Origin of the sequence: Brachybacterium timonense (assembly GCF_900258505.1) — a bacterium.
Lineage (GTDB): Bacteria > Actinomycetota > Actinomycetes > Actinomycetales > Dermabacteraceae > Brachybacterium > Brachybacterium timonense.
On the sequence record NZ_LT984895.1, the window covers coordinates 2,673,668 to 2,694,920 of the forward strand.

Here is a 21,253-nt window from a genome sequence, read left to right on the forward strand (position 1 = left end):
CCCATCCGACCACACGGACGCCTGCGCGCGTCATAGGATCGACTCATCCCTCCCCCGTTCCCGGCCCGGCGAGCTCGCTGCGTCGCATCACGCGCCGATACACACTGCGCATAAGAGCACCGGGCACCTGGGCCGACGAGAAGGTCACGATGTCCACCGCAGCACAGCCCACTCGACCGTCTGAGCCCACACCCCCTCGGCGGGTGCCGCGCCGCGGCCGGCGTCCAGCCCCGCTCACGCAGCAGGATGCGCGCGCAGCGATGGAGCGCCTGCACATCCCGGCTCGCTCCCTCGCCCCAGACCTCGCGCGCGGCCTCATGCTGCTGCTCATCTCCTGGGCCAATGTGTCCTGGTTCCTGTGGGGTCGCCCGACAACCGGTGGCCCGCACCTGGTGGCCGGCACCGATCTCGACAAAGCTGTTCGCTTCCTCATGCAGGTCATGGTCGACGGGCGTGCCTTCCCGCTGTACGCCTTTCTGTTCGGCTACGGGATGGTGCAGTTCCACCGCTCGCGCGTGGCCCGCGGCATCCCTGATGTGGACGTGCGGCACATGCTGTGGCGACGCCACTGGGCAATGGTGCTCGTGTTCGGTCTGCCGCATGCCGCCCTGCTGTTCGTCGGCGACATCCTGGCCACCTACGGCCTGGCGGGCCTGGCACTGACCTGGCTGTTCTTCCGCAGGCGCGACCGCACCGTGGCCGTGTGGATCACCGTGATGCTCGCCTTCATGACCGTCATGTCCGTCCTGTCGCTGATCAGCGGGATCATCGTTCTGCAGCAGCCCGCGCCCGAGCAGTCCGAGAACTTCATGGATCTCGCGCGCACCATGATGTACGGCAACGGCGACGGCTACCTGGTCTCCATCATCTGGCGACTCGTCGGCTGGGCGATGACCACGGCCACCAGTCTCTTCACCCTGGTGATACCTGCCTGGGTCATGCTGGGCTGGCTCGCAGCCCGACGCGGCATCCTGGACGATCCGGCCACACACCGAAGCCTGCTGATCAAGGCGGCGGCTATCCTCATCCCGATCGGTTGGCTGGGCGGCTTGCCCTCCGCCCTCGTAGGTATCGGGGCGCTACCGATCCCGGTGGAGAACTCCTGGATGTTCCAAAGCCTGGACCAGCTCACCGGGCTGTTCGGCGGCCTCGGCTATGCCGCGCTGTTCGGCCTGCTCGGTCTGCTGTGGCAAGCGACGCAGCCGACGCTGGTGCGGGCCATCGCCGCTGTCGGTAAGCGGTCACTCACGTTCTACCTGCTGCAGTCCGTGATCCATGCACCCCTGTTCGCCTCGTGGGGGCTCGGTCTGGGTGGCGACGTGAACACGGCAGGCGCCGTCGGTATCGCAACCCTCACCTGGATCGTGTCGGTCGGTATCGCGTGGCCGCTCGAAGCCCGCGGTGTGCGCGGCCCCGCCGAGTTGCTGCTGCGACGCCTCACCTATGGAAAGGCGAGGGTCACCCCTCCCACCGCACCTGACGCGACCGCGTGAAGACATAGAGGGCCCGTCGGCCCACACGAGGACCCAACCCTGCCCCGTCGGCCCATCGAGCTAGGAAGACTCAGCTCTCCATCTCGAAGGGCCCAGCGTGCGTCTCGGTGTTCAGCGCTCGGTGTCGGGCAGGTCCTTGGACTGCGAGGAGATCGTGTACGACTCGTCGATGGTGGTGACGAACACGCGACCGTCGCCAGGGCTTCCGGTCTCGCCGCTGCGCGCTGAGCCGATGATCAGGTCGACCACGTCGTCCTTGTGCTCGTCCTCCACCACCACGTACAGCATCGTCTTGGGGAGCTCCTCGTACACGGTCTCCCCCACACGGATGCCCTGTTGGCGACCACGGCCAATCACATCCCAGCGGGTCATCCCCACATGGCCCGCGTCGGCCAATGCGCTTTGCACATCCTGGACGACCTGCTGGCGAATAACAGCGGTGATCAGCTTCATGGTCTCTCTCCTGTAGTCGAGCTCGTGGCGCCCATCGGCGCGTTCTCGGGTGCCGGCACGTCCGCGCGATACACGGTTCGGCCGTCCTTGATCGTGCGCAGCACAGCGATGTCCGCGAGCTCCTCGGGCTGCACATCCAGCGGGCACCGGTCGAGGATCACCAGGTCGGCGCGCATCCCCGGCGCGATGCGCCCGAGGTTCTCCTGTTCGCCGTACTGCACGGCCGCGTCACGGGTGACGGCGCTGAGCGCCTCGAACACGCTGATCCGCTGTTCCCGGCCGAGCTCATATCCGCTGCGTGTGCGGCGGAGCACCGCGGTGCGCACGGTGCGCAGCATGTCCGGTTCCGTCACTGGTGCGTCCTGGTGCAGTGTCACCGGCACACCCAGATCCAATGCGCTGCGGGCCGGCGAGATACGCGATGCTCGCTCATCCCCCAGGTTCACGCGGTGCACGTCGCCCCACTCCTCCACATGTCCAGGGAAGAAGGACGCCGTCATCCCCAGGCGGGCCATGCGCTGGAGCTGGTCCTCGCGCACAGTCTGGGCGTGGATCATCACCGGGCGGCAGCGCCCCGCACCGGGATCCTCGGTGAGCACCTGGTCGTAGGCATCCAGGTACTGGTCTGCGGCCGCATCGCCATTGCAGTGCACGAGCAGCTGATGCCCGGACGCGGCCACGGCACGTACATGCTCGAGCACGTCCTCCGACGGCATCGCCGGGTACCCGCAGGCACAGGTCTGCTCTCCGGGAATCGGTTCGTACGGCGTGCTCATCCAGGCAGAGCGTCCCTGCGGGGCGCCGTCGAGGATCAGCTTGCAGCCGCCCAGTCGGACCCGCCGCCTCGGATCCAGGCCGACGAGCTGCGGGTGAGCTGCGATCTGGTCGAGCCCCTCACGAGGGGCGAGGGGGTAGACGACGATGTCGAGGTCGAGATCGCCGCGGGCTGCGAGCCGCGCATAGGCAGCCACATCGTCGGGTGTGGCGGCCCCTTCCTGCGCAGTGGTGATACCGCGCGCCAAGTAGGCGGCCTGCGCAGCGAGCACTGCCTGGTCGGCATCCACGCGCGCACCGGGTACGAGGCTCGGCCCCTGCCCCGGGGCGGCAAGGGCCTGCGCGATGAGGGCGATCGCTGGCATCTCCTCGACATACCCGTCGGGATCACCATTCGCCGCGCGACCGAACCTGCCGCCGGTCGGATCGGTCGTGGTCGCATCGATGCCGGCGGCGGCGAGCGCAGCAGAGTTCGCGGCCCCCAGATGCACGGAGCGGTGAAGCACGAACACGGGCGCATCAGTGGAGACCTGGTCGAGTTCCTCGCGCCGCGGGTGGCGCTGCTCAGCCAGCCGGTTGTGGTCGTATCGCACGCCGACGACGGGCGTGTCATCGCCTGCGGGGCGGGAGCGCGCTTCACTGCTGAGCGCGTCGATCATGTCGGAGACGTCGGTGCAGCCCGCGAGGTCCACGAGGGTGGTGAAGACGCCGTAGAGCATGAGGTGGCCGTGCGGGTCGATGAAGGACGGCATGAGGCAGGCACCGGCCAGGTCGATCTGCTCGCACGGCTGGCGCGGATCGATGTCGGTGCGCACCTCGGCATCGGTGCCGACGGCGACGATGCGTCCGTCGCGCAGCAGGACGGCCTGTGCGCGGGCATCCTCATGCTCCATGGTGAGCACGGTGCCGCCGTGGATCAGGGTCTGCATGGCGGTCCTTTCCTCAGGCTGGGTCGGTGTTGAGCTCGCCGGCCAGGCGCGCCTCGGAGTCGTCGTCGCTTGGGCGGTGCTTTGTCATCCAGCGGGTGCTGAAGGACCAGGTGCGTTGGCCGATGCTACGGGTGGCGAGCAGCAGCACGACGTACCCCACGAGCAGACCGCCGAGGGCGGCGAGCGTGAGATCACCGGACAGGCTCCCGGCGAAGAACGCGGAGATGGCGAGCATGGCTGGGATATAGGTCATCTCCGGCAGGTTCATCAGGCCCATCTCCGGCAGCGTGGCGGTGCGCATGCGTGGGTCGAGGATGCGCACCAGGGCCAGTCCGGTGGGGGTGGTGCCCATGGTGGTGCCGTACATGCCGATGGCGCGTTCGAAGTCGTGGTCGCTTCCGTAGCGCTGCCCGATGCCCATGGTGATCAGCAACGTGAGAACCGTGACGGCGAGGAACACGCCGAGGATCGGCACGATCCAGGCGGCCACCACCGCGGCTTGCACGGCCATGAAGGCGGAGACCACCAGGAGGTCGCTGGTGGCTCCTGCGATGTGGCCCTGCAGTTCATTGCTCAGCAGATGATCGAGCTTCAGCAGCCCCAGCGCCCAGCGCACGATGTACGCGCCGTACAGGCCATTGAGGAACATCAGCCCGCTGAGTGTGGTGCCCAGGAAGCCGGGCAACAGTGCGAACACCCAGGCAATGCCGTGGGCGAGCAGGTAGGCGACGCCCATCAGCGCCGCGTGGAAGGCGAGCGTCTCGATGCTGCCGGAGAAGGTGGTCACGCGCCCCATGGATTCGCGCTGCTCATCGCGCGGCAGCACGCCGCGGTGCACCGATTCGCTGAGCGGCACGGCAGCGTGTGCGAGCCCTCGACGAATGCCGAGTTTTGCCAGCGGCACACCCACGAGGAAGGCGGCGATGAACCCGGAGGCGGAGAAGGCAAGGGCCACGGGCACGGCATCAACCCAACCAGCCTTCTCGAAGATCACGCCGAAGGTGGCTGCCTGACCGGGTCCTTGGGCAAAGGCGAAGGCGGCGAGCAGCCCATACATGGGGTCCATGTCAGTGCCCACACCAGCCACTGCGATGGTGCCCACGGCCACGAGCGCCTGAGCGGTGAAGGCGATCGTCCAGGTGATACCCATGGCCCAGGCGCCGCGCAGCAGGCCCGATGACCGGGTCGGCGACTCCTCGTCGGAGTCGTCGGTGGCAGGGCTTTTCGGCGTCTTCGCCAGGCCGATGGAGATGAAGGCCAGGGTGAACAGCTGCGTGGTGATCACCGTGAACATCTCGGCGTCCATGCCGTCCACCAGGTTCTGCAGGCCCAGATTCATGGCCACGGCACCCAGCACCCCGGCGATCACAGTGGCTGGCACCAGGTTGTTGCGCAGCACCGGAATCCAGCGACGCAGAAGCATTCCCACCAGGCAGAAGACGCCGATGGTCGAGAGGGCAAAGAGGGCGGGCACGGTATCTCCAGGGTCGGGAAGCATCACCCTAGCCCAGATCTGTGCCGCCGATCACACTGCTCATCATCGGGCAGCTCCGGCCAGCCTGCACGGGACTCATTCCCCTTGCCGTACTACGGCACGCGTAGTACGTTAAAGGCACTACGGCAGGCAGATCAGCCTTCGCTCGCCCTGCCGCTACCGAACACCCGAAAGGAGGCAGCCCGTGATCAGTGCCGACGCGATCCGAGGTCACATCGACCTCATCGTGCTGTCGATCCTCCGCGAAGCCCCGTCGTACGCCTACGAACTCTCGCGGATCATCACCGCCACCGCCGATGGCGACTACACGATCAAACAGACCACCCTCTACACCGCGCTGAAACGCCTGGAATCCAGTGGCCTGCTCGACTCCTACGACGCCACCAGCGAGACAGGCAAACCCCGCACCTACTACCGCATCACCCCCGCCGGGCAAGAGCACACCGCTGCTCTTCGTACCGAATGGGACGCCACCCGCCGACTCGTCGACCGCTTCACCGAAGGACTGATTCAGCGATGACTGTCATCGACTCCTACCTCGAGACCATGTTCGCCCCCTACCCCGACACCCCGCGCATGCGCGAGGCCAAAGCCGAACTGCGCACCATGATGGAAGACGAGCACGCCGCGCTCACCGCCTCGGGAGTGCCGGAGACCGCCGCCTACGGCCAGGTGATCGCACAGTTCGGCAGCCTCGAAGAAGTCGCCGCCGAACTGGGCATCCAGCGCGAGCTGGGCGATGAAGCTTCCACGCCCGCCGAGAACGCGCCGCCGCCACTGGACCGGGAACGCGCCGAGGCCTACGTACGAAAAGTGAAAGACAAGCAGATCCTCACCGCCGTGTCGACGCCGCTGTTCGTGCTTGCTCCAGCTGCTTTGGTGTTCATACTGTGGATCTCGCAGTCCACCCGTGCGCTGACCGACGAGATCGCCGTCGGTATCGGCTTGGCCGCGCTCCTCGTCATCGTCGTGATCGGTGTTCTGCTCGGTATGCGTCGGGATGCTCTCATGCGCCCCTTCGCGGATATCGAAAGTGGCGAGTTCACCCTGACCGCTCCGGTGCGGCGCCACGCCGAGCAGCTCTGGGACACGCAGCGCACAGGGGCAGGTAAGGGTGCCGCCGTGGCCCTGTTCATCCTCTCGCCGCTGGCCGTCATCCTGCCGGCCCTTCTGAGCGGTGACGGCAACCTCACGCTCCTGGGCACCGTGGGCACGCTGCTGCTCGTCGCCATCGGGCTGTTCTGCTGGATCGCACCGAACGCGACGGAACGCGCAGCCGAGCACCTGCTCCAGGAGCACGAGGACCAGGATGACCTGATCAGCAGCGGCACCCACCCGGTGGTGCGCGTGATCGCCGCCGTGTGGTGGCCGATCACGGTCGCAGCCTTCCTCCTGTGGGGACTCGCCTTCGACGGCTGGCACCAAGCCTGGGTCCTGTTCCCCATCGCCGGCGTTCTCTACGGCGCACTGTGGGCAGTGAACGGGGCGCTCCGCACCGCCGACGACACGGCGCGGAGGGCCTGACCGGCATGTCACTGCGAACCGGGCTCGCCGCTCGCAGTGATCGCACTGCCGACCAGGGGGGAGTTGCCTCCGCCCACTGAGCCCGGTCCTCGCGACAGCGGGACCGGGCTCTATCACCCTGGCAAGCACTACCGGAGCGTCAGGCTCGCCGCGCGGCGCGCAGGCGCTCGCGCTCCGCTCGGCGTGCTGGCCGGAGCCACGAAGGGTAGAGCCAGAGCGGAATGATCCACCGATTCACGATGCTCATGAGAGCGACAATCCACAGCAGAATCTCCAGGCCCAGCGCCGCGAAGAGAACCGCCGAGGCCCACGCCTGGCCCGCGAACGGAATCAGCGGACAGATCGCGCCTGCCATGACCAGGCTCTGAGCAAGCATCGGCAACACCACGAGTACGGCTGGTTCACCCGCGGGATAACTCACGAAACTCTCGATCGGCCGCTGGCGCACCCAGAAGCGTGACGCGCCGGACGCACCCAAGCGCATCCAGAGCGCGAGCAGGCCGCCGATCGTTCCTAACACGACGAGCGCGATCCCGAGCACAAGGGCGATGATCATCTCCGACTCCATCCCACTATCGTTCCACCCCATGGGGACTCCTCCCCATAGCCGCCTTCTCGGGCCTGATCTACGCTCGCTCCATTCACGTTGAGAGACTGAAGGGGGCGACGGCATGTCGGGCTTCATGGGGATGGACACGAGCCAGGTTGACGATTTTGGCAATCTGCTGACCCAACGCCGCGAGACCGTCGACCAGCGCTTCCAGGATCTCAAGGGGACAGTCGACAGCATTGTCGGCTCACAGTGGATCGGACCCGACGCCGATTCTTTCCAGTCGCAATACCAGAGCGAGGTCATCACCAAGGTGACCGCGGCGGTCGATCGGATGCAGCAGCTGTTCGACGAGATCCGTCAGCACATCGAGGAGCAGGACACCACATCCACGGCGGACGACGCCGGCGGGCTGCTCGACGATGTGCTGGATGCCCTCGGTGGTGTCTTCAGTGCCGCTGGAGACTTCCTGAGCGAGGTCTGGAACAACTTCCTGGATCGACTCGGCATCAACGGCGTCGATGCCGCGGGCGGGATCATCTCCACGGTTCACAGCTTCGCGAAGCGATTCGGGGAGTTCGCCTTCGGCAAAGGATCGGTTCCGAAGATCATTCCCGTCGTGGGTGACATCTTCACTGGCGTCATGGCCGGTGTCGACCGCTGGAACAGCGAACCGGACCGACCGTTTTGGGAGCGCCTTGGCCGCGCTGCACTGGACGGCGGCGCAAATTTCGCCGGCTCGCTGCTCGGAAGCTACCTGGGCGGGAGCGCCGGCGCGGCCGCGGGCGGCGCTCTCGGCGGCCTGATCGGCGGTGGAGGTGGCGCTGTAGCTGGCGCGCCGGCTGGCGGCGTAGGCGCCGTTCCTGGTGCGGCCGCCGGTGGAGGTGGCGGCGCCGCCGTCGGCGCGGTCGTCGGAGGGATCGTCGGCGACGTCGCAGGCAGCTACATCTTTTCGACCGCTGCGGATTCCGTTATCGACGCGATCCTCGACTGATGAGCACTCTTCCGCTCCTACCGTGTGTGAGCTTCTGCCCACCTCTCAACCGCTCTAAGCTCCAACCATGACCACCTCCGCACGTCTCGCGCGCGTCGAGGACCCGACCGGCCTCACTCCCCCGATGACGCTCCATGTGCCCGAGAACTGGCAGGCTCCCGACGAGCTGATCCAGCCGGGACTCCTCGCAGTCTTCACCGATGGCCGCTCGCTGAGCCCCGCCGGCGAGACCAACATCGTGCTGATCTCTCAACAGCTTCCCGAAGACTTCGATCTACACACCTGGCAGGTCGAGGCACGAGCACGCCAGCTGGCGTCACTGCCTGACCTGCAAGTCCTCGACGACCGCGCGATTGACGCGGGCGGGGTTGAACGCTGGTATCGAGCGTCCGTGATGACCGATGCGAGCGGCTCAACGGTGCTCACGCGCCAATGGTCGCAGCTCCTAGGTAACCAGGGCGTGACTCTCACCCTGACAACACTTCCCACGATCGACGCGATGCACGCGGAGTTGTTCGACGACATCGCTGCATCCTGGGTTATCGAGGCTGCAGGAGGAGACCGATGACACTGCAGTACGACCCTGCAGATCCAATGGTGCTGCGAACCTCCTCGGAATCGACCGACGATGTCCTCGCCGCGCTGGCAGCCGGACACACCCCCGACGGCGGCGACGACCTCTCTCCCGACTTCTCGGCCGCGGTCCGCGATATCCTCGCGGACCCACGAGGGCAGATGACGCTCGAGGTCAGTGGCAATCCGCTCTACCAGCATCACAGTTTCACCCTGGCCCGAGCCGGTGTGCTGCGGCGCTCCCGAGCGAGCGAACGCACCAACGAGCTCGCGGTCTTCCCAACGACAGTTCTGCCGGGCGTCCTGCTCCGCCTCGCCCCCATGGTCCCGCTCGAACCCCTGGAGCCGAGCGTCCGCCTGACGGTGCCGGCTGACCTTCTCAGTCAGCTCTGGACCTCTGACTGGTCGGAACTGTCGGACGCCTGGAACCGCATACGCGAACTCACTCATGATCTCCCCGCTGCGGCTGACTCGGATGCGGACGCCTTACCGCTGCGTGCGGTCCGGGCCACCCGTGCTCCGAAGGACGGCCAGGGCGATGCGCGAACCTTCGTGGCTCTCGTGCTGCGCGGCCGCTACCTGATCGCAGAGCACAGCGGCCTTGGCACTTCGCTCGTCGGAACAGATCCGACGACCGTGGCTCGCGGATTCTTCTCCCTGCTCGTGTCTCAGCGCTGATCAGCTTCGGGCAGCCACCTCGACGCCGCGCATATCGCCGTGACCTGACGCCGCCTCAACTACGTCGGCGAAAAGGCCATGCCAATCCGCTTCCGCCTCGAGGGCTACGGCGAACTGCGTCTCGGCCCCGTCGGCCCGGGCGCGCTGCAGCACGAGCGCACGCCCGCCTAGCTCGGCCACCAGGTCGATGGCCGACGGCACCTGGTCACGCAATGCGGGCGTGACCGTCATCCGCAGCTCGTGGTCGACCCCGGAGGCGAGCAGCAGACCGAGCGAGGCGCGGGCCTTCTCATACGCTCCGGGGCGACCGGTGAGCGCCTCGTAGCCGGACGGTGCCGCCTTCACATCGAAGCCCACCCAATCGACCAGCGGGGCGGAGACCCGTCGGCCCGAACGATCCATCCCCAGCAGAGTGCGCAGCCGAGCCGGATACGCGCCGCCGGTATGCAGGCCGACGGCGAATCCCATCGCGCGGATGCGGCGCGCCGCGGGCACGATCGCGTGCTGCCCGGTGGCCTCTCCCCCGCTCAGCACCACGCCATCCAGCAGCCCCCGTCGGCGCTCCAGCAGCGCCGTGAGCTCGCCGAAGGGTACGGCGCCCGGTGCCGTGGGGTCGAGGATCGCCTGGTTGTGGCAGTACGTGCAGCGCCACGGGCACCCCTGGCAGAACACAGTGGCGACCAGCATGCCCGGCCAGTCCACGGTGGACAGCGGCACGAGACCGGCGATCGCGAGGCCCTCGGCCTGGACAGCGTGCGCCTCCTGAGCAGGTGATAGGCCGCGCCCGCTCCCGCGCCCGGGCAGCACGTCGGTCATGACGCCTCCACGAGCTCCCCCGCCGCCGCCTCCGTGAAGAAGCGCCGCTCGGCAAACTCGCCCTTCTTGCCGATGTTGAACGAGGAAACAGGCCGGAAGTACCCCATCACGCGGGTCCACACCTCGCAGTCCGATCCGCACTGCTCGCAGGTGTGATGCTCGCCGGAGAGATACCCGTGCACGGGGCATACCGAGAACGTCGGCGTGATGGTGAGGTACGGCAGATGGAAGCGCGTGAGCGAGCGACGCACCAGCTCGCGGCACGCCTGCGGTGAGCTCATCGCCTCGTTCATGTACAGATGCAGCACGGTGCCGCCGGTGTACTTGCTCTGCAGCTGCTCCTGCAGCTCGAGAGCCTCGAAAGGGTCCTCGGTGGCACCCACGGGGATCTGCGAGGAGTTCGTGTAGTACGGGTTCTCGCGTGTCCCCGCGGTGATGATGTCGGGGAAGCGTGCGAGGTCCTCCTTGGCGAAGCGGTACGTTGTGCCCTCCGCGGGGGTGGCCTCGAGGTTGTACAGGTTCCCCGTCTCCTCCTGGAACTCCACCATCCGCTCACGCACATGATCCAGGATCCGCAGACACATGGCCTGTCCCTCCGAGTCCATCAGATCGTGGGCGTCCCCCGTAAAGTTGCGGACCATCTCGTTCATGCCGTTCACGCCGATGGTGGAGAAATGGTTGCCCAGGTGCCCCATGTACCGCTTCGTGTACGGGTACAGGCCACCATCGATGAGGTCCTGCACCACGGCGCGACGCTTCTCCAGGATGTCGCGGCCCACCTCGAGCAGGCGGTCGAGCTCACGCACGAGCGCCTCCTCGTCCCCCGCGAACAGGTAGCCCAGCCGTGCCATGTTCACGGTGACCACGCCGATCGAACCGGTCAGCTCCGCGGAACCGAACAGTCCATTGCCGCGCTTGAGCAGCTCCCGCAGGTCCAGCTGCAGGCGGCAGCACATGGAGCGGATCATGCCGGGGTCAAGCTCGGAGTTGATGAAGTTCTGGAAGTAGGGCAGGCCGTATTTCGCTGTCATGCGGAACAGCCACTCGGTGTTCGGCGCATCCCAGTCGAAGTCTTTGGTGATGTTGTAGGTGGGGATCGGGAAGGTGAAGGCGCGCCCGTCGGCATCACCAGCAGTCATGACCTCCATGTAAGCGCGATTGATCATGTCCATCTCGGCTTGCAGCTCGCCGTAGGTGAAGTCGCACAGCTCCTCGCCGATCAGCGGCTGCTGGTCGCGCAGATCCTCCGGGCAGGTCCAGTCGAAGGTGAGGTTCGTGAAGGGGCACTGGGAGCCCCAGCGGCTGGGCACGTTGAGGTTGTAGATCAGCTCCTGCATGTTCTGCAGCACGTCCTCATACGCCATCGCGTCCTTGCGCACGAACGGCGCCATGTACGTGTCGAAGGAACTGAAGGCCTGGGCGCCAGCCCACTCGTTCTGGAGCGTGCCCAGGAAGTTCACGATCTGCCCGCAGGCCGACGAGAAATGCTTGGCGGGCGCCGACGCGATCGCGCCGGGCACCCCGTTGAAGCCCTCCTCCAGCAGGCGGCGCAGCGACCAGCCGGCGCAGTAGCCGGTGAGCATGTCGAGGTCGTGGATGTGGATATCGCCCTCGCGGTGTGCGCGACCGGCCTCGGCGCTGAACACCTCGTCGAGCCAGTAGGTCGCGATCATCTTGCCGGCGGCGTTCAGCACCAGGCCGCCGACGCTGTAGCCCTGGTTTGCATTCGCGTTGACCCGCCAATCGGCGCGGTCGACGTATTCGCGGACGGTCACGACGGGATCGATCAGCGTGGGGGCCGACGGGGCCTGCGCCGCAGCGGCCGGCGGACTCGGAACGGGCTCGGCAGAGTGGGAGGCTGGGTGCGACGGCATGCTGGCCATGAAGGGCTCCTGGGATCTCGTCTCTTCTCTCGTGCATCGGCACGCTAGGACGGTGCACCAGATCTTGTGGTGACAACACGCACGCAACACAAGATCTTGTGGCGACGGCGCGTCAGCATGGTGAGCAGCGGGGACGATCGTCCCGCCCGCCACGGGAACACCTGCCTAGATTCCAGAAGATGACAGCATCCCTCGCTCACGACGGATCCCGCGGCGTCGTGGCGCGTCCTCCGTCGCCTTCCTCGACGCAGACGGGCCGCGCCCGCCTCGCACGCCGCGGGCCGTCACCGCGCTTCCTGCGCGAGGTCGACGACCCCGCCGCCCGCCAGGACATCAGGACGCTGGCCCTGTTCGTGCGGATCTACTGCGACGGCCACCATGGTGGGCGCGAGCGGACGGTGCACCGCTCCGACGCCGAGACCGCCGGCGCCTACCCCGAGGGCTGCTCCCCCGTCCTGTGCGCGGAATGCTCGGAGCACCTGGCCTACGGCGAGGCGCGGCGCGTGTTCTGCACCCTGGATCCGAAGCCGTTCTGCGCGCACTGCAGCATCCACTGCTTCAAGGACTCCGAGCGGGCCTGGAACCGGCGGATGATGCGCTACTCCGGTCCGCGCTCACTGCTGCACGGCTACGCGCTCGACGGGGCGCGCCACCTCGCCGGGAGCATCCGGCTGCGACTGCGGACCGCCCGAGGACGGCTCCGGCCCGTCGGCCGCTGACCGGGAGCGCGCCGCTCAGGCGCGGGCGGCGGCGGGATGCTGCCCGTCGGTGAAGCGCCCGGCGACGATGAAGCACACGACGGACAGTGCGGCACCGACCACCGCGGTGATCGCCATCGGCAGCGCCGAATGGGTGCCAGCGACACCGACGAGCGGCGCGGCCAGCGAGGCCGCCACCGAGAACCCGAGGCCCAGCAGCGCGGATCCGGTGCCGGCCATGTCGGTGGCCTCCTGCGAGGCCAGCGCGCCGCCGTTGCCGAAGATCAGGCCCTGCGGGGCCACCAGCAGGAAGAAGCCGGGCAGGATCACCCAGGCCGGGGCGCCCAGGAGCACCACACCGATCAGCAGGTAGACCGCACCGAGGGTCACCGCCGTCAGGCCCGCCCGGATGATCTCGCGCGGATGCCGAGTGCGGGCCAGGTGCGCGGACAGGAAGGACATGGCCATCATGCCGGCGGAGTTGATCGCGAAGGACACCGAGTAGGCGGTGGAGCTGAAGCCCAGCATCTCCTGTACCACGAAGGAGGACGCGGACACGTACGCCATCAGGGCGAAGCCGGAGAACATGTTCACCAGCAGGTAGGCGACGAAGGGTGCGCGGCGCAGCAGCGAGCCGGTGTTGTGCAGGAAGACCCGGAAGCCGCCGGTGTGGCGGCGCGAGACGGGCAGCGACTCCGGGATCAGCGCGATGACGCCGATCAGCGAGATCACGGACATGCCGGCGATCACCCAGAACACCTCGCGCCACTGGCCCACCAGCAGGATCAGACCGCCCAGCAGCGGGGCGACGATCGGAGCAATGCCGCCGATGCCCTGCATGATGTTCATGATCCGGAACAGCTCGGGCCCGTCGGTGAGGTCGATGAGGACGGCGCGACCCAGCACCATGCCGAAGCCGCCGCCGATGCCCTGCAGGATGCGGAAGGCGATGAGCACCTGGACCGACGGAGCCAGGGCGCAGCCGATCGACCCGATCAGGCACAGCACGATGCCCAGCAGCAGCGGCATCCGTCGGCCCACACGATCCGAGATCGGGCCGGAGACGATCTGCCCGGCCGCGGTGCCCAGGAAGAACGCGGTGATCGTCAGCTGCAGGCGGGCCGCGGTGGTGGCGAGCTCGGTGGTGACGTCCGGGAAGGCCGGGATGTACATGTCGGTGGCGAGCGGGCCGATCGCGCTGAGCGTGGTCAGCACGACGACCATCATCGCGGTCACCTTGGAGCGGGTGCGGCACAGCTCGGACTCGGTGGGCCGATGCGCCAGGTCCTGGTCGACCTCGTCCTCGAGGACGGGCACACCGCCGGCCAGATGCGGGAAACCGTCGGTGACGGTCGGCGGCTCGAGGTGCCGCTGCGCGGCGTGCGGGTCCGACGGGGCGGCGTCAGCGGCCGACGGGTCGTGCGGGGAGGCGGCGGAGCGCGCCGGATCGTCGGCGTGGCCGTCAGGGGTAGTCGCATCGTAGGAGGTCATGGTCCTCGGGCTGGTCAGAGGCGGGGCGGGGATCACGACGTCATCGGCGCAGAGCACCGAGACTACGCCCGCGTGCACCGACCGCGCCACGCGATCCGCACCACGGGGACCTCCCCCGGAGGAGTCGGACTCTAGTGACGGATCCCCCGCGGGGGCGCACTGTCACACCCGGAGCACTGTCGGACCCGCTGCCTCGAATCGACGCGCCATCGAACGCGGCAGTTCTGCTCCGGTGACGATGTGTCCGATGTCAGCGAGCTCCGCGAAGCGGGCGAAGCTCACGACGCCGAACTTGAGGTGCTCGCATATGAGGATCCGGCGGCGCGATGCCCACATCGCAGCCTCCTTCACCCGTGCGACCTCCGGGTCCGGCGTCGTCAGCCCATGCTCGACGGAGACGCCGTTCGTCCCCATGATCGCCAGATCCACGAACAGCCCGGCGGTGGGACCGGTCCCGATCCCGCCGAGCGTCGCGAGGGTCTTCCTGCGCACCGCGCCGCCGACGACCACCACATCGTGAGCGGTGGCCTCCACGAGGGCCATAGCTGTCGGCAACGACGCGGTGACCACAGTCAGAACCCGGTCAACGGGGAGGTGTCGGACCATGAAACGCGGGATGACACCCTCATCGAGGTACAGGGTCGTCGCCTCGCCGATGAGGCTGGCCGCGACCTGTGCGATGCGCTGCTTCTGATCGGCGTCATTGACCTCGCGCACGGACATCGGATTCTCATGCCGACCGATCTCCGTCGGCACGAACACACCGTGCGAGCGTCGGATCTGACCTGCGTTCTCAAGCACCCTGAGGTCACGACGCAGGGTCTCCACCGAGACCTGCATCAACCGCGAGGCCACGGAGGTCTCCAGTCTCCCGCGCTCCCGCGCCAACCGCAGAAGACGCGTGCGGCGAGCCCGGACGCTCTCTCGTCCCACCGACTCCATGTCGCCACCGTATTCACCATCGACACCGCCCGCGACGAGCCGTCGAAACGGTCATAGAACGGTCATGCCCCCGTAACCTCCGGGCACGGCCCGGTCAGTGTTCCGCTCCTACCTTCGAGTCACGACCCCACCCGCACGACCCGAGAGGAGGCCCGATGACGAACGCGACACCCACCCTGCGCACGGCCCCCGACGCGGCGGCGGCCCGAGAGGAGGCTCCGCGCACCGGCAGTGCCGTCGACGGTCAGCTCCCCCTGGGCGAGCTGTCCGCGGACCTCCCCGACCACGCCGCCCGCCAGCCGACCTCGCGCAGCGCGCGCAGGCGCCGGCAGTATCTCGTCTTCGCACTGTTCGCCTTTCCCAACCTGGCGCTCCTCCTGGTCTTCTCCTACCTCCCGGTGGTGGCCAACATCGGCCTCAGCTTCACGCGGTGGGACATGATCGCTGCTGTCCCGGTCCCGGTCGGGCTCTCCAACTGGGAGGGCTTCTTCACCGACCCCCAGGTGCTCCGCGCGCTCCGGACCACCCTCATCTGGGTGGCCGTGACGGTCGGTGCGTCGATGCTGATCGGACTGGCGATGGCCGCGCTGTTCAACGCCCGGCCGCCGCTGGGGCGGCTGGCCTCCACCGTGTCCTTCACGCCCTACGTCCTCTCAGGTGCCGCGATCGGCGCCCTGTGGCTGTTCATCTTCGACCCGCGCTACGGGCTCATGCGACTCGCCTTCGATCTGATCGGGCAGGCCTCGCCGGCGTGGATGACATCGAGCACCTGGGCGCTGCCGGGCCTCCTCATCGTGGCCGTGTGGCAGAACGTCGGATTCGTCGCCCTGGTCTACCTCGCCGCCCTGCGCGGCATCCCGCAGGACGTCAAGGAGGCGGCCGCCCTCGACGGCGCGAACGCCATGGCCACCTTCCGCCATGTCGTGCTCCCCCTGCTCTCACCCACCACGTTCTTCCTGCTGATCACCCAGACCATCGGGGCGTTCCAGAGCTTCGACCTGATCGCGATGATGACCGGCGGCGGCCCCTCCCGGTCCACCACCACGCTCAGCTGGTTCATCTACGAACAGGGCTTCCAACGCTTCGACCTGGGCATGGCGGCGACCGCATCCGTGTTCATGTTCGTCCTCCTGATGGCCATCACCGCCCTGCAGTTCCTGTACGCCGAGCGAAAGGTGACCTACTCGTGAGCACTGCACCGCCCTTCGCGGGCCCCCTGCGACGCACCGGGCCGCGCTCCATCGCTCTCCTGCTCGCGGCGATGCTGGTCGCAGGACCGTTCCTGCTGCCGCTGTACTGGCTGCTGCGGTCCTCGGTGATGCCGAACGCCGAGATCTACGCCTGGCCTCCGAGGATGCTCCCCGTCCCCTCGCTCGAGAACCTCTCCGACGCGCTGGCGGCCGCACCCTTCGACGTCTACCTGCTCAACTCGCTGATCGTCACGGGCCTCGGTGCCGGCGGCAATCTGGTGATGGCCACCTTCACGGCCTACGCCTTCGCCTTCATCCCGTTCCCGGCGAAGAAGGCTCTGTTCATCCTCCTGATCGGCGCGCTGATGGTCCCCGGACACATCACCCTGGTCGTCAACTACCTCGTGATCAGCGAAATGGGCCTGGTCAACTCGTATCTGGGCCTCGTCCTCCCGGGCCTGTCCAACGCCTTCGGCACCTTCCTCCTGCGCCAGCACTTCCTGTCCATGCCCACCGAGGTCCTCGAGGCCGCGGAGCTGGACGGCGCCGGGCACCTGCGCAAGCTTCTCCGCTTCGTCGTGCCCATGTCTCTGCCCGCGATCGTGACCGTCGGCCTGATCTGCGTGATCGGCGAGTGGAACTCCTTCGTCTGGCCGCTGATCGTGATCACCTCCGACTCCATGCGCACGCTGCCCATCGGGCTGATGACCCTCAAGGACACCGAGGGGCTGACGAACTGGGGCCCGATCATGGCCGGCACCCTCATGGTCGCCCTGCCGATGCTGATCGTCTACCTCATGGGCCACCGCCAGATCATCTCCGGTCTGACCGGCGCCAGCATGCGTTCCTGACTCGCAGTCCCCACCCGAGCCCTGCTCGTCCGATCCCCGCTCAGCCCGCCTCACCCCGACTCACCCCGCCTCCGCCCGTCACCGGGCATACCGCACACCAAGGAGCCATCATGCCCACCATGCCCACGCCCTCCCGATCCCGGGCCGCCCACGGGCGCCCTTCGCCCCGCACGACCTTGCGCCCCTCGCGCCGTGCGCTGCTGACCGCCGGAACCCTCGGCGCTCCCCTGCTCGCCGCCGGCTGCTCGCGCGCCAATGGCGGGAACGCCTTCGGTCAGGTCGACGGGGACACCCCCGAGGAGTACCGCAAGCGCAGCCGCGTCGTCGCATGGAGCCCGTGGGGCGGCAAGCCCGGCGCGGCCTTCGCCGCCGCCGCGACGGCGTTCAACGAGTCTCAGCAGGACATCTACGTCGAGGTGCAGGCCTTCGACGGCTACGACGGCACCGAGACCAGGTTCGCCACCGCGCTGCAGGCTCGATCCATCCCCGACCTCATCGGGCTGGGCGACATGTCGTGGCAGCGCTTCTTCCTCAACGAGGTGCTGGAGCCTCTCGACGGATACTTCGGCGGCGACTTCACCGAGGACGTGTACAACCCGACGCTCCTCGAGGAAGGCCGTCTGAAGGACCAGATCTGGTGGGTGCCCCAGGGCCGGTCGACCCCGCTCTTCTACTACAACAAAGAGATCCTCCAGGCCGCCGGACTGCCTGATCGCGCCCCGGATACCTGGACCGAGTTCCGGGAGTGGGGCAAGGAGGTCAAGGGCCTCACCCACAACGGCGAGACCGTCTCGATGCGCGCTTACACCGCCGGCGACGACTGGTACATCCAGGGCCTCGTGTGGGCCTTCGGAGGCCAGCTGTCGGACGAGGAGCTCACGCTCACCCTCGAGGAGCAGCCGGTCCTGGACGCGCTCGCCTTCGACCGCGCCGTCCTGCACGAGGACAAGAGCTCCTACGTGGCCGCCGAGATGGCCCAGGACTTCACAGCCGGGCTGGCCGCGACGATCTGCTCGTCCACCGGCAGCCTCGGCGGCATCAGCGAGTCTGCGGAGTTCGACTTCGGGGCGGGATTCCTCCCCAAGGAGGTCGACACAGGGGTCCCCACCGGCGGTGGGGGCCTCGCCATCCCGCGACACGCCTCCGACGAGCGCAAGCAGGCCGCCTGGGAGTTCATGAAGTTCCTCGCGAGCCCGGAGCAGTCCACCTCGTGGGTGCTCGAGACCGGGTACCTCCCCAACACCGTCGCCGCCGAGACGTCCTCCGAGCTCGCGCAGCGGATCTCCGAGCAGCCTGCCTTCGGCGTCGCGATCGAGCAGCTCAAGATCGCCCGGCAGCCCGACTACATCCGCCGCTTCGTGCCGGCCACGGTGCCCGAGATGCGCACCGTGATCCAGCGGGTCAACGTCGACAACGAGGATCCTGCCGCCGTCGTCGCCGACGCCGCCCGCGCCATCGAGGACGTCGCAGGCCCGACCCGCGAGAAGTTCCAGGAGGTGATGGGCAAGTGACCGCGATCGCCCCAGCAGAGACGTTCCAGGGCTTCGAGCCGTTCACCGTGGTCTCCCATCGCGGTGACATGACGAACCGCCTGGAGAACACCCTCGACGCGTTCCAGCGTGCCGAAGAGCTCGGGTCCCCGGAGATGGAGCTCGACATCCACCCCACCGCGGACGGGCACATCGTCGTCCATCACGATGCGACGCTGGACCGCCTCGCTGCCGACGACGCGGGGCGGGGCCTCGGCCCGCTCAGGGCGATGACCCTCGACCGTCTGCGGCAGGTCGAGCTGCGCGGCGGACATCGCGTGCATACCTTCGCCGAGATCTGCGCGGGGACCCACGCGCGCCTCCAGGTGGAGATCAAGGACGCCGATGTCGTCCCACTGCTGACCGCCTACCTGCGAGAGCATCCGGACCATGCGTCGCGCATGATCATCACCAGCTTCGATGCCGACGCACTCGAAGCCGTGCACCGGGCCGTTCCGACCGTCCGCACGGGGATCATCGTGATGCGGTGCCCTGTCGACGCCGAGCACCCGGAGGGCCTCGGTGCCCTGCTCGAACGCACCGGATCCGTCGTGTTCCACTGCGGCTGGGAGGGGCTCACGCCCGAGGTCGTCGCCGAGCAGCACGTACAGGGGCGACGGGTCCACGTATGGCCCGTCCGCACCGAGGACGATCTGCGCCGAGCGCTCGCACTCGGCGCCGACGGGACGACGGTCGACGACCCGCAGGAGGCGTTGACGTGGCTCGCCCGACTCGTGCCCGCTGAGCCGTGACGGCGGGCTGATCACGGACGCGAGACCGGCCGCTCCCTCCGCACAGGGGATCAGGAGCGGCCGGTCGTGCGTCCGGGACCGCCCCAGTACGCTTAGGGCGACGACGAGAGGCACCGGCAGGGGAACCGATGACCAACGACGCCCAGCACACCACCGCACCACGGATCGACACCGCCTCGCGCCGCAGCGCGGATCGACCGCCTCGTGCTCTCGCACCGGACCTCGCCCGCGGGCTCATGCTCGCCCTCATCGCCCTGGCCAACGTCTCCTGGTTCGTGTGGGGCATGCCCACCACCGGCGCGAGCCCCCACCCCGAGGACGGGACCGTGCTGGATCGCCTGGCGCAGACCGTCATGATCATCGCCGCCGACGGCCGCAGCTACCCGCTGTTCGCCTTCCTGTTCGGCTACGGGATGGTCCAGTACTACCGGGCGCGTATCGACCGCGGGCTGACCCCGAGGACCGTCCGCATCCAGCTGCGCCGGCGCCACTGGGCGATGATCCTGCTCGGCCTGCTCCATGCGGCCCTGCTGTTCATGGGCGACATCCTCGGCGCCTACGGCTTGATCGGCCTGCTGCTGGTGTGGATCCTGTTCGACCGCTCCACCCGCACCCTGACGATCGTCGCGGCACTGTTCGCCTCGGCACTGCTCGCCTACGCGGTGTTCAGCCTCGCCGGGGCCATGGCGCTGCTGCTCTGACCCCCCTGAGACCCTGGAGGCGGCCGCCGGCGGCGCATCTCTCGACATGGACGCGATGAAACAGGCCTCGCACGGCTCGGCGAGCCCGCTCGGCGGTGTTCAGGCCCGCCTCATGAGCTGGATGTTCATCCTCAGCCAGCAGCTGATGATGCCCACGATCCACGTGGCGATCATCCTCGGCTGGATCGCCGCCCGGAACCGTCTGCTCGACGAGCCGTGGGATCGGCTGCCGCTGCTGCGGCGGATGGCCGTGCTCGGCATCGGCATCGGCTGGCTCGTGGCGGCGCCCTCGGCTATCGCCCACTGGGACGCGATCCACCTGCCCGACGGCCTGTTCTGGGCCTTCATGGGGCTGAGTTCGCTGACCGGGATCGCCGGCGGCATCGGCTACGTCAGCGCCTTCGCCCTGCTCGCGGCCCGGCTGGACCCGCGGCGCCTCGGAGCGCCGACAGCGGGCACAGCACCGCACTCCGTCGCGCAGCCCTCGACGCAGTCCCCCGCCGCTGCGAACCCACCGTCGGCCCCCACCGGGCAGTCGCCGGCGTAGGCGGCCCGCGCCTACGGCCGCCCCGCCCGCGAGATCCTCGGCGGGCCTCGGCCGCTAGGCTGGCTGCCACAGGCGATCACCGCCGTCGGCGCCCGTTCACTGACCTTCTACCTGGTGCAGTCCGTGGTGTGGGCGCTGGTGCTGTCGACGACGGGCCTCGGCATGGGCCACGGGCTCTCCCCGCTTCTCGCCTTCCTCCTGGCCCTGGCCGCTTGGGGACTGTGCCTTCCGCTGGCCATGGCGCTGCGGGCCCGCGACATGCGGGGACCGGCCGAGGCGCTGCTGCAGCGTCTGACCGTCGGCCGCGGTTCGGCGACAGGGCGCGTCGGCGCCACCCCCGTCGGCGCCTGACCCGGACCGACAGCCCGTGCACCGAGGGCGTGTGCTCAG

Annotated in this window: 22 protein-coding genes; 14 read left to right on the forward strand and 8 right to left on the reverse strand. The window is 68.2% G+C overall.

Annotated elements, in window-relative coordinates:
* The first annotated feature begins 260 nt into the window (after positions 1–260).
* Positions 261–1,493: a DUF418 domain-containing protein gene (locus C8271_RS11900; protein ID WP_245921122.1), complete on the forward strand. Its 1,233-nt coding sequence runs from the start codon at positions 261–263 to the stop codon at positions 1,491–1,493.
* A 111-nt stretch (positions 1,494–1,604) separates the two neighbouring features.
* Here C8271_RS11900 and C8271_RS11905 read toward each other — a convergent pair whose 3' ends face one another.
* From C8271_RS11905 to C8271_RS11915, 3 genes are read right to left on the reverse strand one after another with little or no spacing between them, the layout of a single operon-like run.
* Positions 1,605–1,946 (reverse strand): P-II family nitrogen regulator, encoded by a 342-nt coding sequence (locus tag C8271_RS11905; protein ID WP_106507473.1) that lies wholly within the window; start codon positions 1,944–1,946, stop codon positions 1,605–1,607.
* Positions 1,943–3,649 (reverse strand): amidohydrolase, encoded by a 1,707-nt coding sequence (locus C8271_RS11910; protein ID WP_106507474.1) that lies wholly within the window; start codon positions 3,647–3,649, stop codon positions 1,943–1,945. Before C8271_RS11910 ends, C8271_RS11905 begins: the two co-directional genes overlap by 4 nt.
* A gap of 13 nt (positions 3,650–3,662) precedes the next feature.
* Complete coding sequence (locus C8271_RS11915) at positions 3,663–5,123, reverse strand: sodium/glutamate symporter (protein WP_170957886.1); 1,461 nt, start codon at positions 5,121–5,123, stop codon at positions 3,663–3,665.
* Positions 5,124–5,328: 205 nt separating this feature from the next.
* Between C8271_RS11915 and C8271_RS11920 the strand changes: the two genes are divergently transcribed.
* Both C8271_RS11920 and C8271_RS11925 read left to right on the forward strand, forming a co-directional pair.
* Entirely contained in the window at positions 5,329–5,664 is a 336-nt protein-coding gene (locus C8271_RS11920; protein WP_106507476.1) for a PadR family transcriptional regulator, read from the forward strand.
* Positions 5,661–6,668 carry a permease prefix domain 1-containing protein gene (locus C8271_RS11925; RefSeq protein ID WP_106507477.1) on the forward strand — a complete coding sequence of 336 codons (1,008 nt, stop codon included), beginning with the start codon at positions 5,661–5,663 and terminating at the stop codon, positions 6,666–6,668. Before C8271_RS11920 ends, C8271_RS11925 begins: the two co-directional genes overlap by 4 nt.
* 139 nt (positions 6,669–6,807) lie before the next feature.
* Here the strand turns inward: C8271_RS11925 and C8271_RS11930 are convergent, their stop codons facing one another.
* Entirely contained in the window at positions 6,808–7,257 is a 450-nt protein-coding gene (locus tag C8271_RS11930; RefSeq protein ID WP_138774574.1) for a hypothetical protein, read from the reverse strand.
* Positions 7,258–7,339: 82 nt separating this feature from the next.
* Between C8271_RS11930 and C8271_RS11935 the strand changes: the two genes are divergently transcribed.
* The 3 genes from C8271_RS11935 (at position 7,340) to C8271_RS11945 (ending at position 9,463) form a co-directional block, all read left to right on the forward strand.
* The gene (locus tag C8271_RS11935) at positions 7,340–8,212 is read left to right on the forward strand and encodes a WXG100 family type VII secretion target (protein WP_106507479.1); all 873 of its coding nucleotides are present in this window, start codon (positions 7,340–7,342) and stop codon (positions 8,210–8,212) included.
* 67 nt (positions 8,213–8,279) lie between these two features.
* The gene (locus tag C8271_RS11940; RefSeq protein WP_106507480.1) at positions 8,280–8,780 is read left to right on the forward strand and encodes a hypothetical protein; all 501 of its coding nucleotides are present in this window, start codon (positions 8,280–8,282) and stop codon (positions 8,778–8,780) included.
* On the forward strand, positions 8,777–9,463 hold the full coding sequence (locus tag C8271_RS11945) for a hypothetical protein (protein WP_106507481.1): 687 nt from the start codon (positions 8,777–8,779) through the stop codon (positions 9,461–9,463). The genes C8271_RS11940 and C8271_RS11945 overlap by 4 nt, the downstream gene beginning before the upstream one ends.
* On the opposite strand, the gene C8271_RS11950 is transcribed toward C8271_RS11945, so the two are convergent.
* Both C8271_RS11950 and C8271_RS11955 read right to left on the reverse strand, forming a co-directional pair.
* The gene (locus tag C8271_RS11950; RefSeq protein ID WP_106507482.1) at positions 9,464–10,279 is read right to left on the reverse strand and encodes an anaerobic ribonucleoside-triphosphate reductase activating protein; all 816 of its coding nucleotides are present in this window, start codon (positions 10,277–10,279) and stop codon (positions 9,464–9,466) included.
* Positions 10,276–12,153: a ribonucleoside triphosphate reductase gene (locus C8271_RS11955; RefSeq protein WP_106508053.1), complete on the reverse strand. Its 1,878-nt coding sequence runs from the start codon at positions 12,151–12,153 to the stop codon at positions 10,276–10,278. The genes C8271_RS11950 and C8271_RS11955 overlap by 4 nt, the downstream gene beginning before the upstream one ends.
* Positions 12,154–12,341: 188 nt before the next feature.
* Between C8271_RS11955 and C8271_RS11960 the strand changes: the two genes are divergently transcribed.
* Complete coding sequence (locus C8271_RS11960) at positions 12,342–12,881, forward strand: nitrous oxide-stimulated promoter family protein (protein ID WP_106507483.1); 540 nt, start codon at positions 12,342–12,344, stop codon at positions 12,879–12,881.
* Between the two features lie 15 nt (positions 12,882–12,896).
* On the opposite strand, the gene C8271_RS11965 is transcribed toward C8271_RS11960, so the two are convergent.
* Together C8271_RS11965 and C8271_RS11970 are read right to left on the reverse strand one after the other, a co-directional pair.
* Positions 12,897–14,351, reverse strand: a complete 1,455-nt coding sequence (locus C8271_RS11965; protein WP_170957887.1) for a multidrug effflux MFS transporter — start codon at positions 14,349–14,351, stop codon at positions 12,897–12,899.
* Positions 14,352–14,513: 162 nt separating this feature from the next.
* Entirely contained in the window at positions 14,514–15,293 is a 780-nt protein-coding gene (locus C8271_RS11970; protein ID WP_106507484.1) for a DeoR/GlpR family DNA-binding transcription regulator, read from the reverse strand.
* Between the two features lie 155 nt (positions 15,294–15,448).
* Between C8271_RS11970 and C8271_RS11975 the strand changes: the two genes are divergently transcribed.
* From C8271_RS11975 to C8271_RS12005, 7 genes are all read left to right on the forward strand, one after another.
* Positions 15,449–16,483: a carbohydrate ABC transporter permease gene (locus tag C8271_RS11975; RefSeq protein ID WP_106507485.1), complete on the forward strand. Its 1,035-nt coding sequence runs from the start codon at positions 15,449–15,451 to the stop codon at positions 16,481–16,483.
* Positions 16,480–17,334: a carbohydrate ABC transporter permease gene (locus C8271_RS11980; RefSeq protein ID WP_212591347.1), complete on the forward strand. Its 855-nt coding sequence runs from the start codon at positions 16,480–16,482 to the stop codon at positions 17,332–17,334. Before C8271_RS11975 ends, C8271_RS11980 begins: the two co-directional genes overlap by 4 nt.
* Positions 17,335–17,444: 110 nt before the next feature.
* Positions 17,445–18,845 carry an ABC transporter substrate-binding protein gene (locus C8271_RS11985; RefSeq protein WP_212591348.1) on the forward strand — a complete coding sequence of 467 codons (1,401 nt, stop codon included), beginning with the start codon at positions 17,445–17,447 and terminating at the stop codon, positions 18,843–18,845.
* Positions 18,842–19,615 (forward strand): glycerophosphodiester phosphodiesterase, encoded by a 774-nt coding sequence (locus C8271_RS11990; protein WP_106507486.1) that lies wholly within the window; start codon positions 18,842–18,844, stop codon positions 19,613–19,615. Before C8271_RS11985 ends, C8271_RS11990 begins: the two co-directional genes overlap by 4 nt.
* A gap of 128 nt (positions 19,616–19,743) precedes the next feature.
* Complete coding sequence (locus C8271_RS11995) at positions 19,744–20,316, forward strand: DUF418 domain-containing protein (protein WP_106507487.1); 573 nt, start codon at positions 19,744–19,746, stop codon at positions 20,314–20,316.
* 55 nt (positions 20,317–20,371) lie between these two features.
* Positions 20,372–20,863: a DUF418 domain-containing protein gene (locus tag C8271_RS12000; protein ID WP_170957888.1), complete on the forward strand. Its 492-nt coding sequence runs from the start codon at positions 20,372–20,374 to the stop codon at positions 20,861–20,863.
* 114 nt (positions 20,864–20,977) lie between these two features.
* Positions 20,978–21,214, forward strand: a complete 237-nt coding sequence (locus tag C8271_RS12005) for a DUF418 domain-containing protein (protein WP_245921125.1) — start codon at positions 20,978–20,980, stop codon at positions 21,212–21,214.
* The last annotated feature ends 39 nt before the right edge of the window (positions 21,215–21,253 follow it).

Excerpts from the sequence above, each read along its gene's own strand:
- C8271_RS11900 (WP_245921122.1), top strand. The coding sequence starts at position 261 with ATGGAGCGCCTGCACATCCCGGCTCGCTCCCTCGCCCCAGACCTCGCG.
- C8271_RS11965 (WP_170957887.1), bottom strand. The coding sequence starts at position 14,351 with ATGACCTCCTACGATGCGACTACCCCTGACGGCCACGCCGACGATCCG.
- C8271_RS11970 (WP_106507484.1), bottom strand. The coding sequence starts at position 15,293 with ATGGAGTCGGTGGGACGAGAGAGCGTCCGGGCTCGCCGCACGCGTCTT.
- C8271_RS11960 (WP_106507483.1), top strand. The coding sequence starts at position 12,342 with ATGACAGCATCCCTCGCTCACGACGGATCCCGCGGCGTCGTGGCGCGT.
- C8271_RS11910 (WP_106507474.1), bottom strand. The coding sequence starts at position 3,649 with ATGCAGACCCTGATCCACGGCGGCACCGTGCTCACCATGGAGCATGAG.
- C8271_RS11940 (WP_106507480.1), top strand. The coding sequence starts at position 8,280 with ATGACCACCTCCGCACGTCTCGCGCGCGTCGAGGACCCGACCGGCCTC.
- C8271_RS12000 (WP_170957888.1), top strand. The coding sequence starts at position 20,372 with ATGAAACAGGCCTCGCACGGCTCGGCGAGCCCGCTCGGCGGTGTTCAG.
- C8271_RS11930 (WP_138774574.1), bottom strand. The coding sequence starts at position 7,257 with ATGGGGTGGAACGATAGTGGGATGGAGTCGGAGATGATCATCGCCCTT.
- C8271_RS11975 (WP_106507485.1), top strand. The coding sequence starts at position 15,449 with ATGACGAACGCGACACCCACCCTGCGCACGGCCCCCGACGCGGCGGCG.
- C8271_RS11995 (WP_106507487.1), top strand. The coding sequence starts at position 19,744 with ATGACCAACGACGCCCAGCACACCACCGCACCACGGATCGACACCGCC.
- C8271_RS11935 (WP_106507479.1), top strand. The coding sequence starts at position 7,340 with ATGTCGGGCTTCATGGGGATGGACACGAGCCAGGTTGACGATTTTGGC.
- C8271_RS11950 (WP_106507482.1), bottom strand. The coding sequence starts at position 10,279 with ATGACCGACGTGCTGCCCGGGCGCGGGAGCGGGCGCGGCCTATCACCT.
- C8271_RS11985 (WP_212591348.1), top strand. The coding sequence starts at position 17,445 with ATGCCCACCATGCCCACGCCCTCCCGATCCCGGGCCGCCCACGGGCGC.
- C8271_RS11925 (WP_106507477.1), top strand. The coding sequence starts at position 5,661 with ATGACTGTCATCGACTCCTACCTCGAGACCATGTTCGCCCCCTACCCC.
- C8271_RS11905 (WP_106507473.1), bottom strand. The coding sequence starts at position 1,946 with ATGAAGCTGATCACCGCTGTTATTCGCCAGCAGGTCGTCCAGGATGTG.
- C8271_RS11945 (WP_106507481.1), top strand. The coding sequence starts at position 8,777 with ATGACACTGCAGTACGACCCTGCAGATCCAATGGTGCTGCGAACCTCC.
- C8271_RS11955 (WP_106508053.1), bottom strand. The coding sequence starts at position 12,153 with ATGCCGTCGCACCCAGCCTCCCACTCTGCCGAGCCCGTTCCGAGTCCG.